This window comes from Fodinicola feengrottensis, from assembly GCF_010993775.1.
GTDB lineage: Bacteria > Actinomycetota > Actinomycetes > Mycobacteriales > HKI-0501 > Fodinicola > Fodinicola feengrottensis.
The window spans coordinates 16,098-28,934 of the sequence record NZ_WOTO01000070.1; the positions used below are offsets into that span (position 1 = coordinate 16,098).

General features: G+C 68.8%; 12 protein-coding genes and 4 pseudogenes. 1 reads left to right on the forward strand and 15 read right to left on the reverse strand.

The features are described from left to right. The first annotated feature begins 27 nt into the window (after window positions 1–27). Window positions 28–993: a molybdopterin dinucleotide binding domain-containing protein gene (locus GNX96_RS59260; RefSeq protein WP_279582930.1), complete on the forward strand. Its 966-nt coding sequence runs from the start codon at window positions 28–30 to the stop codon at window positions 991–993. Here the strand turns inward: GNX96_RS59260 and coaBC are convergent. The 15 genes and pseudogenes from coaBC to GNX96_RS41860 all read right to left on the reverse strand — a co-directional run bounded on the left by coaBC (window position 977) and on the right by GNX96_RS41860 (window position 12,751). Further along, a pseudogene (coaBC, locus tag GNX96_RS41795) lies at window positions 977–2,218 on the reverse strand (bifunctional phosphopantothenoylcysteine decarboxylase/phosphopantothenate--cysteine ligase CoaBC). The gene GNX96_RS59260 and the pseudogene coaBC overlap by 17 nt on opposite strands. A gap of 34 nt (window positions 2,219–2,252) precedes the next feature. Next, window positions 2,253–2,521, reverse strand: a pseudogene (gene rpoZ, locus GNX96_RS41800) (DNA-directed RNA polymerase subunit omega). Between the two features lie 15 nt (window positions 2,522–2,536). After that, window positions 2,537–3,124, reverse strand: coding sequence for a guanylate kinase (gmk, locus tag GNX96_RS41805; protein WP_279582911.1), 588 nt, complete (start codon window positions 3,122–3,124; stop codon window positions 2,537–2,539). A 9-nt stretch (window positions 3,125–3,133) separates the two neighbouring features. Continuing rightward, window positions 3,134–3,457: an integration host factor, actinobacterial type gene (mihF, locus tag GNX96_RS41810; RefSeq protein ID WP_163573119.1), complete on the reverse strand. Its 324-nt coding sequence runs from the start codon at window positions 3,455–3,457 to the stop codon at window positions 3,134–3,136. A gap of 144 nt (window positions 3,458–3,601) precedes the next feature. Further along, window positions 3,602–4,406, reverse strand: a pseudogene (gene pyrF / locus GNX96_RS41815) (orotidine-5'-phosphate decarboxylase). Between the two features lie 974 nt (window positions 4,407–5,380). Continuing rightward, a complete protein-coding gene (locus GNX96_RS41820) occupies window positions 5,381–5,974 on the reverse strand; it encodes a CYTH domain-containing protein (protein ID WP_163573120.1) in 594 nt (197 codons plus the stop codon). Continuing rightward, window positions 5,971–6,909, reverse strand: coding sequence for a dihydrolipoyl dehydrogenase family protein (locus tag GNX96_RS41825; RefSeq protein WP_279582912.1), 939 nt, complete (start codon window positions 6,907–6,909; stop codon window positions 5,971–5,973). Before GNX96_RS41825 ends, GNX96_RS41820 begins: the two co-directional genes overlap by 4 nt. Then, the gene (locus GNX96_RS59265; protein ID WP_279582913.1) at window positions 6,906–7,319 is read right to left on the reverse strand and encodes an FAD-dependent oxidoreductase; all 414 of its coding nucleotides are present in this window, start codon (window positions 7,317–7,319) and stop codon (window positions 6,906–6,908) included. The genes GNX96_RS41825 and GNX96_RS59265 overlap by 4 nt, the downstream gene beginning before the upstream one ends. A 59-nt stretch (window positions 7,320–7,378) precedes the next feature. After that, entirely contained in the window at window positions 7,379–7,912 is a 534-nt protein-coding gene (locus tag GNX96_RS41830) for a hypothetical protein (protein ID WP_163573121.1), read from the reverse strand. An 81-nt stretch (window positions 7,913–7,993) separates the two neighbouring features. Continuing rightward, window positions 7,994–8,464 carry a DUF58 domain-containing protein gene (locus GNX96_RS41835; protein ID WP_279582914.1) on the reverse strand — a complete coding sequence of 157 codons (471 nt, stop codon included), beginning with the start codon at window positions 8,462–8,464 and terminating at the stop codon, window positions 7,994–7,996. Next, the gene (locus tag GNX96_RS41840; RefSeq protein ID WP_163573123.1) at window positions 8,446–9,303 is read right to left on the reverse strand and encodes a DUF58 domain-containing protein; all 858 of its coding nucleotides are present in this window, start codon (window positions 9,301–9,303) and stop codon (window positions 8,446–8,448) included. Before GNX96_RS41840 ends, GNX96_RS41835 begins: the two co-directional genes overlap by 19 nt. Further along, on the reverse strand, window positions 9,300–10,265 hold the full coding sequence (locus GNX96_RS41845; protein ID WP_163573124.1) for an AAA family ATPase: 966 nt from the start codon (window positions 10,263–10,265) through the stop codon (window positions 9,300–9,302). The genes GNX96_RS41840 and GNX96_RS41845 overlap by 4 nt, the downstream gene beginning before the upstream one ends. A gap of 68 nt (window positions 10,266–10,333) precedes the next feature. After that, on the reverse strand, window positions 10,334–10,768 hold the full coding sequence (locus GNX96_RS41850) for a hypothetical protein (RefSeq protein WP_163573125.1): 435 nt from the start codon (window positions 10,766–10,768) through the stop codon (window positions 10,334–10,336). Further along, entirely contained in the window at window positions 10,765–11,661 is an 897-nt protein-coding gene (locus GNX96_RS41855; protein ID WP_163573126.1) for a DUF4129 domain-containing protein, read from the reverse strand. Before GNX96_RS41855 ends, GNX96_RS41850 begins: the two co-directional genes overlap by 4 nt. A gap of 95 nt (window positions 11,662–11,756) precedes the next feature. Then, a pseudogene (locus GNX96_RS41860) lies at window positions 11,757–12,751 on the reverse strand (aldo/keto reductase). Window positions 12,752–12,837 lie beyond the last annotated feature (86 nt).

The window sequence follows — 12,837 nt, forward strand, 5'->3', positions numbered from 1 at the left end:
GGTGCCTGGCAGCGGCCCGCGACCGTCATCGTGCACGAGCCTTTCTGGACCCCACCGGCCAAACACGCCGACATCGTGCTGCCCGCGACCACCACGATGGAACGCAACGACATCGGCGCCGCGGAGCTCAGCCGGTTCTGGATCGCGATGCACCAGGTCGTGCCGCCGTTTCAGCAGGCTCGCAACGACTTCGACATCTTCTCCGAGCTGGCCGACCGGCTGGGATTCGGTGCCGAATACCACCAGAACCGCGACGAAATGGGCTGGCTGCGGCATATGTACGACGGCGCGCGGAAGCAGGCGCTCGAAGCCGGCTTCGACCCACCGGACTTCGACACCTTCTGGGCCAGTGACAAGTACGAGTTTCCAGCCGACGAAGGGCCAACAACCCTGTTCGCGGACTTCAGAGCGGGAGCTGCCCTCAAGACGCCGTCGGGCCGGATCGAGCTGGTCAGCGAAAAGATCCGGTCATTTGGCTACCCCGACTGTCCCGCGCACCCGGCCTGGCTGGAACCGGCCGAGTGGCTCGGTGGCCCGCTCGCGCGGCGATTTCCCTTGCATCTGCTGTCCCACCAGCCAGCGACCCGACTGCACAGCCAGCTCGACCACGCCTCGCTGAGCAGGCAGACCAAAATCCGGGACCGGGAGCCGATTCAGCTCAGTGTCGAGGACGCCAACGACCGTGGTCTCGTCGACGGCGATGTCGTACGAGTCTTCAACGACCGAGGCGCTTTCCTCGCCGGCGTACGGATCTGCACTACGCTGATGACCGGAGTCGTCCAGATCGCGACCGGCGCATGGTATGACCCGGCCGAGCCGGGCGTGCCCGGCAGCCTGGACAAACACGGCAACCCCAACGTCGTCACCCTCGACAAGGGAACGTCCCGGCTGTCTCAGGGCTCGACGGCCCAGACCTGCCTGGTAGAAGTCGAAAAGTACGACGACCCGCCGACCGTGACCGCTTTCGAGTTGCCGGTCATCCTTCGCGTTTGATCCGCGGCAGGACCAGGTCCCAGAGGACGTTCGCCAGCTTTTCCTTGGAACCGCGCGGAACCTCGGTCGACGAGCCGTCCGAGCCGAGCACCACGGCGGAGTTTTCGGTGCCTTCGAAGGCGCCGCCCTCACCAACGTAGTTGACCGCCAGCAAGTCACAGCCCTTGCGGGCCAGCTTCGCGCGACCCAGCTCCAGGACCGACCGGTCGGCGTCGCCGGTTTCGGCGGCGAAGCCGACGACCACCTGACCGGGCTTGCCGCGAGTGGCGGCCAGCTCGTGCAGGATGTCCGGGTTCTGCGCCAGCACGATCGTCGGCGCGGAGCCGTCGTCGGCCTTCTTGATCTTGTACGAGCTGGTGCCGACCGGCCGGAAGTCGGCCGGTGCCGCAGCCATCACCACCGCGTCCGCGTCCGGCCGGGTCGCGGGTGGCCGCCAGCATCGCGTCCCGCAGCTCTGCAGTGGTCCCGACCCGTACGACGATGACCCCGGTCGGGTCCGGCAGGCCGGAGTTTGCGGTGACCAGGGTGACGTGGGCGCCGCGGGCGGCGGCCGTACGAGCGAGTGCGTAGCCCTGCCGGCCGGACGAGCGGTTGCCGAGGAACCGAACCGGATCCAGCGGCTCACGCGTACCGCCAGCGGAAACGACGACTCGCAGGCCGGTGAGGTCGGCGGCAGCGGTGCCGCGTTCGAGGGTCGCGAAGGCGATCGCGGCGATGTCGTCGGGATCGGGCAACCGGCCCTGTCCGGTATCGGCGCCGGTCAGCCGGCCGACCGCCGGCTCGATGACGAGCGCGCCGCGGGATCGCAGAGTCGCGACGTTGTGCGCGGTGGCCGGATGCAGCCACATCTCGGTGTGCATGGCCGGCGCGAAGATGACGGACGGACAGGTCGCGGTCAACAGAGTGGAAGTCAGCAGGTCAGGTCGTCGGCTCGGCCGTACGCGGCTTTCGCGAGCAGGTCAGCGGTGGCCGGTGCGACCACCACAAGATCGGCTTCGCGGCCCAGCCGCACGTGCGGGACCTCGTGCACGTCGGTCCACACGTCGGTCGCCACCGGCTGGCCGGAAAGGGCGGCCCAGGTGGGCTCACCGACGAATTTCAGCGCGCTCGCGGTCGGGATCACCCGTACGGACAGGCCGGACTCGGTGAGGCGGCGGAGCAGCTCGGCAGCCTTGTATGCGGCGATGCCGCCGCCGACCCCCAAAACAACGCGGCGTGCCGGCATGGTGCTCACCGACACGCCCCGCGACACATGATCTTTAGGACTCGACAACCTCGTGAGTCAGCAGGTTCGCGTTGATCTCCCGGAGCGAGATCGACAGCGGCTTCTCCTGCGGGCTGGTCTCCACCAGCGGTCCTACGTATTCCAGCAGGCCCTCGCCGAGCTGCGAATAGTACGCATTGATCTGGCGCGCGCGCTTGGCTTGGCGGCGTAGATGACCAGCGCGTACTTGGAGCTGGTCTTCTCCAGAAGCTCGTCGATGGGGGGATTGGTGATGCCTTCAGGGGCGGCGACAGTGCCGGACACGCAGATCAGCCTCAGTCAACTGTGGGAAATGGTGGATGACTCGAGCAATAGTACCAACTCGTCGCACGCGTGTTGCACAGTGTCGTTAACCAGTACGACATCGAACTCACCCACAGCGGCCAGCTCGACCTCCGCGAGCTCGAATCTGCGCCGTACCGTCTCCTGGTCCTCGGTGCCCCGGCCGGACAACCGCTCGAACAGATGTTCGCGCGACGGCGGGGCGAGGAAGACCAGCAGGGCTTGCGGCTCGGCCACTCGGACCTGCCGGGCGCCGAACAGGTCGATCTCCAGCAACGCGGATTTTCCCTGCGAAAGCCGGCGTTCCACCGGCTCACGTGGGGTCCCGTACAAGTTGCCGGCATACTCGGCCCACTCCAACAACATGTTCGCGTCGACCATGGCCATGAACTGGTCACGGTTGACGAAGTGGTAGTGCACGCCGTCGCGTTCACCCGGACGTGGGTGTCGGGTCGTCGCCGACACCGACAGCCACACATCCGGATGCACGCGGCGCATAGTGGCGATCACGGTGCTCTTGCCGACCCCGGAGGGACCGGACAGAACAGTCAGCCGGCCTCGTTTGGTCAGATCGTCCGTGGTCACCGTCGACACTTACTGGCCGGGCGAGCCGAACTCGTCCAGCAGGGCACGTCGCTGGTTGTCGCCCAGCCCCCGCAACCGGCGGCTGCTGGCGATCTTGAACCGTTCCATGATCTGCACGGCCCGGATCTTGCCGATGCCGGGCAGCGCCTCGAGCACCGCCGCGACCTTCATCTTGCCGACAATCTCATCGGTGTCGGCTGCCTTGAGCACATCAGCGAGCGTGGTCTGGCCGTGCTTGAGCTTGTCTTTCAGCTCAGCCCGGGCCTTGCGTGCCACAGCGGCCTTTTCCAGAGCCGCCGCGCGCTGTTCTGGGCTCAGTGACGGGAGCGCCACTCTTTCACCTCGGTCAATGTCGTCGATGGGCAGATTTGGTGGTACACGGTCTGGCGATTCGCTGAACCTAGCGAGCGCCCGCCGCCCCCGGCAACGCGGGGTACGTAAGTCGGTGGTCAAAACTGGTACGTGCGGTTACAGCTATCACCCGCGTGTCACCGCCGCGACACACCGCTGGAGATGCTCTTCGGTGGCCTTACGCAGCGCTTCCGGACTCGGACCGGCCGCCAGCACCTCCCGGCTGACCGCCGGCAGGACAGCGCTGAGAGCGTCACCGAAGACCGCCCGCAGCCCTTCCGGAGTGCCGCCCTGAGCACCGATACCCGGGGCCAGGAACGGCCCGTTCAGCCGGGTCAGGTCGTGTCCAGTCTGGCCGATGGTGGCACCGACCACCGCGCCGATGGAGCCGAGCGGGGTGGCGCCGGCGTTGCGTACGGCCAGGTCGTCCAGCACGGCCTGGGCGACCGTCCGGCCGTCCGGCGTACGCGCGTGCTGCACCGACGGGGCCTCCGGGTTGGATGTGAGCGCGAGCACGAAGACCCCCCGCCCGTACTCCAGCGCGGTGTCGAACACCGGGTCGAGCGATCCGACGCCGAGGAACGGGCTGACCGTGATGGCGTCCGCGGCCAGCGACGAACCGTCGCGCAGGTAGGCGTCGGCATATCCGGCGGCAGTGGACCCAATGTCGCCGCGCTTCACGTCGAGCAGCACCAACGCGCCGGCCTGGCTGGCCAACCCCGATCAGCCGCTCCAGCACCGCGATGCCGGCGCTGCCGTGCCGCTCGAAGAACGCCGACTGCGGTTTCACCACCGGCACCAGGTCACCGATGGCGTCGATGACGGTATCCGCGAACGCGGCCAGCCCGACCGGATTGTCCGGCAACCCCCACTTCGCGAGCAGCGCCGCGTGCGGGTCGATCCCGACGCAAAGCGGCCCGCGCTTGTCCATCGCTGCCTGAGCCTGGTGCCGAAGGGTTCGCTCACACCCCCACCGTATGCGATCTGGCCCCTGACCGCCGCAAACGCGTACCTGTGACACGAATTCGGCAGCGGCGCTGGGTGTGGTGTGCGCAACTTCCGTACACAGATGTCACACCCGCCACTTGGACATCTCCGCTGGTCCTGGTCCGTTTGGGCGCTTCGGCGAGACGGTTGTCACATCTGTCGCAGTGTCCACTCTGGCATCAGACGGCGGCTCTGATTGCTCCCGAGTTCCACCGAAGTACCCGCTACTGCGCGAAACTGTCGCAGTTACTTGATTGAGTAGCCCCCACCCAGTGATCGGGTGGGGGGTGGGTCAGAGGCGCGCGCGTAGCCAATTTTTTTTTGTGGGTCCTGAGGTTTGTGGGGCTGCAAGTGCTGGAGTGACGCGCATTCACAACGGAGAGGTTGATCTTGGTTAGTTTGCCTACCCAAAACGGGCATCGGTCCGAAATGTTCTTTTCGTACGGGCCAACTAACCAAGATCAACATCCCAAAACACGAAGGTAACCATCCGGCCGCCATCTCGACACGCACCGTCGGATACCGCGCTTCCAGTCGGATACCGCGCGTTCCAGCCGGCCGAGGGTCGAGTTTGTACGGCACTCAACCACCTCGGCGCCACACTCTCAACACCAGTCACCTCAACACCACTGGCCCCACACTGAGGCTCCCCCGAACTCGAGCCTGCCGGCCACCGCCGACATTTTCGGCGCGTACCCCCGACAGCCCGTTCACTGCCAGGTTCGGCTCGTACGCGCCGAAAATGTCGCCACCACCTGATTGGCTCGAATTCGGGGGCGGCAAAATTCGCCGGCATTCCTGAACACTGTTGACGCAATCGGAATCCGATTGTGCAAGCACCGAAAAATGGTGCCCCCGAATTCGAGCCAACCAGGCGGCACCGACGAAATCGGCGACCAACCAAAACGAGCGAACGGGCTAAGTGGGTGGGAGGTACGGACCAAGGAGGCGGCCCAGTTTGGAGCCGATGGTGGCGGGGCGGGCGCCGGCGGTGAAAAGGACGCGCTCGACTGTGTCGAAGGTGGCGCGGTTGCCGTCCAGGAGTTCGACCTCGAGTTCGCGCCAGCCCTCGGAGCTTTCATGGCCGGGCAGCAGCACCTGGGCCGTGACATGGTCATCGCAGAGTTCGGCCAGTGGCTGGTCCCCGACCAGGGTGAGCACCAACCGCCGGGTGGAAATCCGGGCAGCGGGAGCCAACGCGGCACCACCGGAGACCTCGCGGACCAGAGCCACCAGGTCCGGCGGGATGTCGTCGCTCAGGTCCCGGTGAACCTCGCGGCGCGCGTCCACACCGGCTGGCAGTTTCACGTGCCAGCCGGCGTCGTCGTTTCCGCCGGTACGACGACGAAAAGTCACCTTCGCGGCGAGCAGTCGGAGATCGACCGTGTCGTAGTAGGTGGCGTCCAGGAGACGCTCGGCGGGGCCGTCCACCCGGCCGAGGCCGGACAGTGCCGGCACCTCGAAAGAGTCGTCGACCTCGTACGTACGCTCGACCTCCACATGGTCGCTCACGCGAGCTTGCCCAGCGCGTCTTCGATGGCGCGGTGGAAGGTCGGATAGGCGTAGATCATGTGCCGCAGAGACTCGGTGGACAGCCGTGCGTGTACGGCGACGGTGAGCGCGGACAGCACTTCCCCGCCGGACGGCCCGGCCGCGGTGGCACCGACCAGGATCCCGTCGGACTCCACCAGCTTGATGAAACCGTCATTGCCGACCTTGTGGATCCAGCCGCGGGCCGAGCTGGGCAGCTGGGTCAGGCCAATGCGTACGCGCGAACCAGCGTTGCGGGCCTGTTTCTCGGTCATCCCGACGGAGCCGATCTCCGGATCGGTGAAGGTCACCCGGGGCACCGCGTGGTAGGCGGCCGGTGGGCCGTCCTGGCCGAGGACGGTCCGGGTGGCGACCGCGGCCTGATACATCGACATGTGCGTGAAAGCGCCCTTGCCGGTGATGTCGCCGATCGCGTAGACACCGTCAGCGATCCGCATCCGGTCATCGGGCTCAAGAAAGCGCGCGCTCTCGTCCAGCCCCAGGGCGCCCACCCCCAGCTCCCCCAACGCGGTCCGGCGACCGGCGGCGACCAGCAGCTTCTCCGCGGTCACCATGCCGCCGTCCAGCTCGACGCTGAAGCCACCGTCGTACGACACCCGGGCGATCTTCGCGCCGGTATGCACGGTCAGGCCCTCGGCCACCAGGATCCGCGAGATCAGCTCGCTGGACTCCGGTTCCTCCAGCGCCAGCAGCCGGTCGGAGACCTCGATGACCGTCACGTCCGTACCAAAACGCGCGTACGCCTGCGCCAGCTCCAGCCCGATCGCACCGCCGCCGATCACGCACAGCGAGGCCGGCCGCTGCTCGGCCCGCAGGATCTCCCGGTTGGTCCAGTACGGCGTGCCGGCGAGGCCGTCGATCGGCGGCACCGCCGGGTCGGTGCCGGTGTTGATCACGAGGCCCGGGACGCGGTGAACTCCCGGTCCCCCACCGCGACGGTGTGCGGGCCGGTGATCCGGGCCCGGCCGCGGACGAAGACGCCGCCGGTCTTGGTGAACCGGTCGACCGCGACCTGGTCGTTCCAGTTGTCGGTGGCCTCGTCCCGGATCCGCCGGGCGACCGGCGTGAAGTCCGGCGTCACCGTCGAGCTGCCAGCCAGCTGAGGGACCCGGCCGGCCTCGGCCAGCGAGTCGGCCGCCCGGATGATCATTTTGCTCGGTACGCAGCCGAAATACGGGCACTCGCCGCCGACCAGCCGGGACTCGATCCCGACTGTCGTCAGGCCCGCGGTGGCGCATTGCGCGGCCACGTACTCGCCGCCCGGTCCCATTCCGATGACGACGACATCAACCTCTTCAGATGGCATGCCCGCCATGCTGCCGGATCGGACCACGAAGCGCTCGTCTCCCCTTCGAGCGTAAGGAATCAGTTCTCTCCGGGCGCCCTACCGTGGCCGTACATGGTCATCAGTGCCCGTGCACTGCCGCCGCCGCCGCGGATCAGATCGTCGGGATCGTCCGGGTCAGGCCGGATCGGCTGGCGTACGACCAGGATCGCGACGACGTAGACCACCGCCAGGCAGATCGGCACGGACACCGCGAGCCAGCCCCACCCGGAGTCGATGGCGGCCCCGGCGGCGCAGATCAGGGTGGCCAGCACCGCACCGGTGACCGCGTCCGTACGGTTGCGCAGGAACCGGCGGCTGCCCTTGCGTACGCCTCCGAGCAGCGCGAACCCCACCGCCAGCAGGCCCGCCGCGGCGGCCACCACGATCGCCAGCCAGCCGGTGACCGAGCCGTAGCCAAGGCCCGCCACGGCAAGCACGACGGCGACCAGGCAGGGCGCCACCGGCCACCGGAGGACCGCCAGCGACACCAAACCGGCTGCCGCACCAAACGCCAGCGAGGCACCCGAGCCGCCAACAAGCACCACGCCGGCCATCAGCAAACCGGCCGCCAAGCTGCACGAACGCCATGGTGCGCCCACCCGGAACGGGCCGACGCAAAGACCGCAGCCGACGCGCGAAAAACGCCTCCGCGATCACGAGCTGACTCCGGAGAAGGCGCCGGAGCGGCGGGCCATCCGGCGTTGCGATATCGGCCCCAGCACCGCCTCCAGCGTGAGCCCGCGCTCCCAGCGGACCACCGGGATGCCCAGGTCGGCCAGCAGGATCCAGATCCCGCGCCGCTCGATCCGCCACATCCGCAGCGCCAGGTCGGCCTGCTCGCTGCCGGCGTTCACCGCCGGCTCGCCGCTCAGCACGTCGACCACCACCACTGATCGGCCACGGGCCCGCAGGTCACGCAGCACGCCGACGGTACGGGCGTCCACCAGCGGACTGAACACGATGACCACGGCCCGTTGCGGCAGCGCGCCGCGCGGGATCCGGTCCAGGTTCGGCTCCAGGTCGAAGTCCTCGTCCCTGGCGTCCAGCACCAGCTCGACGATCCGGTAGAACTGCCGCGAGCCGAGCTCGGCGGGCAGCCACTGGATCAGCCCGCCGAGCACCACCAGGCCGGCCCGGTCGCCGTTGCGCGCAGCGCCGCCTGGGCGAGGTCGCTGGCACCGTGCACGGACAGGTCCAGGCTCGACGTGCCGATCGGCCCCACGTCCGCGTACGCGTCGATCATCGCGACCACGTCGGCGGCCTGGTCCGGCAGCCGCTGGTTGACCAGCAACTGGCCGTGCCGGGCGCTGGCCTTCCAGTTCACCTGCCGGAGCTGGTCGCCGCTGGTGTACGTCCGGATGCCGGCGAACTCGGTGCCGGCGCCGGCCCGGCTGCTCACATGCAGGCCCACCCGGTTCGGTAGATCGGCCGGGATCGGCATCCGGGCCAGCTCGGTCGGCCGTGGGAAGACCCGCAAACCTGCCAGCTCGACCTGCGCGACAGCTAGCAGCATGCCGGCGTGCACACCACACGTGACCTGCACGGACGGCTGGTACGTGCCCCATCGGACGCGTACGTCCCACTCGAAAGTGATGTGCCCAGGCCGGGTTTCCACCTTCGGCTCGGCGTCCACGACCAGCCCGTAGGGCAGCACCGGCCGCACGTCCACGTCGGCGCTGGCGGCCGGCAGCCGTACGTCCACCCGCAGCACGAGGATGTCCCGCTCGAAGCACCGCGTCTCCGAAAGCGCCGCCGTCATCGACAGCACCTTCGCCGGTCGGCCGGTGCGACCGGCGGCCGCCAACGCACCCAACGCCGGCGCCGCGAAGACGATCAACGACGCCTTGTCCGTCAGCAGCGCGAACCCGAAGGCGACCACCGCCAGCAGCGCGAACGTCCGCAACGCCGGCGAGGCGTGCCAGCGCAGCGGCACCTGGCCGCGGCCCTCGGAGGGCGCACTCATGCGAGTGACTTCATCCGCGGCGCCGGCACCCGGTCGACCAGTTCGGCCAGTACGTCGGCGGAGCTGATCCGGCGCACCCACATCTCCGGCCGCAGGCTGATCCGGTGCGACAGCGCGGGCCGCACCAGCGTCTTCACGTCGTCCGGGGTGACGAAGTCGCGGCCGGACACCAGCGCCTGCGCGCGGGACAGCTGCACCAGGTCCAGGGCACCGCGCGGGCTGGCGCCGACCAGCACCTGCGGGTGCTCGCGGCTCGCGTTGACCAGCTTCACCACGTACGCCAGCACGTCCTCGTGCACGCTCACCGTCTCCACAGCCCGCCGCATCTCCAGCAGCTCCTCGCGGCTGAGCACGGTGCTCACCGTCGCCTCCGGAGTGCCCCGGTCGAGCCGCCGGCGGAGCATCTGGATCTCCTGGTCCTCAGGCAGGTAACCAAGGCTGATCCGCATGCAGAACCGGTCGAGCTGGGCCTCGGGCAGCGGGTAGGTGCCCTCGTACTCGATCGGGTTGTCGGTCGCCAGCACGACATACGGGTCGGGCAGCTGGTGCGTACGACCGTCAACCGTCACCTGGCGCTCGCCCATCGCCTCCAGCAGCGCCGACTGGGTCTTAGGAGGCGTCCGGTTGATCTCGTCGGCCAGCAGCAGGTTGGTGAAGACCGGCCCCTGGTGGAAGGTGAACTCCTCGCGCTTCTGGTCGTAGACCGTTGCGCCCGTCACGTCCGCCGGCAACAGGTCCGGGGTGAACTGGATCCGGGTGAACTTCAGCCCGAAGGCGGCCGCGAACGATCGCGCGATCAGCGTCTTGCCGAGCCCAGGCAGGTCCTCCAGCAGCACGTGCCCACCGGCCAGCACACCGACCAGGATCAGCTCCAGCGCCGACCGCTTACCGATGACCGCCTTCTCTATTTCGTCCAGCACGCGAACCGTACGAGCCGCGGTGTCCGTTCCGGCGAGCGCCATTTCATGCCTCCAGCTTGGTGATGATTCGAGTGAGCGCGGCGCGCTCCGGACCGAGCACCGAGCGGTCCTCACAGATCCCGCGGGCCGGGTCGACCAGCGGCCAGAGCTGATCGCCCAGCAGCGTGCGGGCCAGATCCGGGCGGCTCAGGTGGTCGGTCTGGAACCGCTCGGACAGCAGCACGTCCAGGAGTTTGAGCAGGGTGGGGCGTACGCCGGTGTCCCAGTCCCCGCTGCGAGCCGCCGCTCCAGCTGGCCACCGTGACCAGCCGGCCGACCGAGACCCGGCGGCGTTGGGCGACCGAGGCGGCCGCGGCCGCCCGTGCTGGCCGGATCCGGGTCACGCCCTGCCGGGCGGCCACCACCGCGATCAGGATGCCGGCGATCACGACGCCGGCGAGCAGCACCCCGCTCTGGCCGGCGAAGCCCCAGGCGACCACCATCAGCGCCACCCCGGCGACCGCGCTCAGGACGCTCACCGCGACGCGCTTGGCGCGACGGTTCATCGGGCCCGCTCCTGCAGGTCGTCGAGCATCTCCGACAGCGCGTCGGCGGCGGACGTACGATCCGGCTCGCCCATCGGATGATCGCTGAACCGGGCGACCGCGAACAGCTCCAGCAGCCGGTCGGCCGGCTCGCGCCGGATCAGTCCGGCCTGCCACCCCCGGCGCAGCACCTCACCGGGCGTGTCGGATACCCGTGGAGAGGCGTCCTGGTGGCTGGCGAGCGCGTTCTCCATCGCACCGAAGCAGCGGATGATCGCCGCCCGTGGACTCATGTCTCCGGCCAGCACCGCGTCCCGGCCGGCGAGGGCGGCCATCGCGAGCGGCGGCACCGCCGGTGAGATCGGCGCGGCCGCCAGCCGGTCCCGTCGGCGCATCCGGTTCAGCAGCAGGAGAGCAGCTCCGGCCAGCACCGCCGCGATGGCGATCGTGATCAGTGCGGGGCCAACCCAGTCCGGTGTGCCGAACAGGCCAGGCGCGTCCGGGGAACCGCTGATGCGCGGTCCGGAAGAGCTCGGACTTGGCCCCGGCAGCTTCGGTTTGGCCGGGCCGCTACGGAAAATGAGCACGAAGCCGAGCAGCCCGGCGCCTACCAACATGGCACCGAACACGGTGATCCGGGCCCTGGTCTGGTTGAGCGCGGCGAGCGTCGGGTTCATCAGCCAGAGCAGTCCGGACACCACCACCACGAAGGCGACCAGACCGACCGCGGCGAAGACGAAACGCAGCGATTCCGAGGTGAAGGTCCACTTCGCGGCCGAGTCGAGCCCGCCGTGCGCCAGCGCGTTGACGCCAGCCGCCGCGACCGCGAGCAGCACGGCCGCGAGGACCACCCACAGCCAGCCGACCACCCGGTCGTCCGGCGGCCGTGGCTCGCCGGAAGGTGCACCGCCCATACTCGCCCCCGTTGCTCGTACCGCTCAAGTACAAGTCCTACTCGGCGGTACGGCTACGGGGGCGGAATTTATGGCTTCGTTATCGCGAATACGTGCTACTTGCTCACATTGCGGGCGAACTGCTCCGGGTAGCGCTCACCAGCCACCGCGTCCGCGGGCGCGGCCTCCTCGATGGCGGCGAGGTCGTCGGCGGTCAGCTCCAGGGTGGCGGCCGCGACGTTCTGCTCCAGATAGGTACGCCGTTTCGTACCCGGAATCGGCACACGACGTCGTCGCCCTTGTGGTGCACCCACGCGAGCGCCAGCTGCCCGGCGGTGACGCCCTTCTTCTCCGCCAGCGCCTTCAGCGCCGCCACGATGGCGAGGTTCGCGTCCAGGTTGCCGTCGGCGAACCGCGGCAGCCCGCGCCGCATGTCGTCGGCGGCAAGCTGATCCCGGGAGGTCACCGCACCAGTCAGGAAACCCCCGGCCGAGCGGCGAGAACGGCACGATGCCAATGCCCAGCTCGCGGCACACCGCCACCACTTCGGACTCAATCCCCCGGGTCCACAGCGACCACTCGCTCTGCAGCGCGGTGATCGGGTGCACGGCGTGTGCGGCCCGGATCGACACCGGGCCGGCCTCGGAGATGCCCAGGTAGCGGACCTTGCCCTCGGTGACCAGCTCGGCCAGCGCGCCCCAGGTCTCCTCGATCGGCACCAACGGATCGACTCGATGCTGGTAGTAGAGGTCAATGTGGTCGACTTCTTCAGCCGGCGCAGCGAATCCTCGCAGGACTGCTTCACGTACGCGGGATCACCGCGGGTGCCCTGCTGGCCGTCGGTCCACACGATGCCGAACTTGGTCGCCAGCACCACTTCGTCGCGGCGGCCGGCGATGGCCCGACCCACCAGCTCTTCGTTGGCGCCGGCGCCGTACACGTTCGCGGTGTCCAGCAACGTGACGCCGAGGTCGAGGGCGCGATGGACGGTCGCGATCGACTCGACCTCGTCGCCAGTGCCGTAGACCTGGCTCATACCCATGCAACCCAGCCCCTGGGCGCCGACTGTGAGCTCACCCAGCCGGCGGGTCGGCAGCGATCCTGACACCATTGACTCCCTGAGATCTGTCCGAAATCCGTACTCTTTCCACCCTACGCGGGCGCGTACGGGCTGGCCTGGTGCCATTTGCACCAGGA

What these genes read in the sequence shown, in the direction of transcription:
- GNX96_RS41840 (WP_163573123.1), bottom strand. Translation starts at nt 9,303, where the DNA reads ATGAGTGCGCCCTCCGAGGGCCGCGGCCAGGTGCCGCTGCGCTGGCAC.
- GNX96_RS41855 (WP_163573126.1), bottom strand. Translation starts at nt 11,661, where the DNA reads ATGGGCGGTGCACCTTCCGGCGAGCCACGGCCGCCGGACGACCGGGTG.
- GNX96_RS59265 (WP_279582913.1), bottom strand. Translation starts at nt 7,319, where the DNA reads ATGCCATCTGAAGAGGTTGATGTCGTCGTCATCGGAATGGGACCGGGC.
- GNX96_RS41850 (WP_163573125.1), bottom strand. Translation starts at nt 10,768, where the DNA reads ATGAACCGTCGCGCCAAGCGCGTCGCGGTGAGCGTCCTGAGCGCGGTC.
- GNX96_RS41845 (WP_163573124.1), bottom strand. Translation starts at nt 10,265, where the DNA reads ATGGCGCTCGCCGGAACGGACACCGCGGCTCGTACGGTTCGCGTGCTG.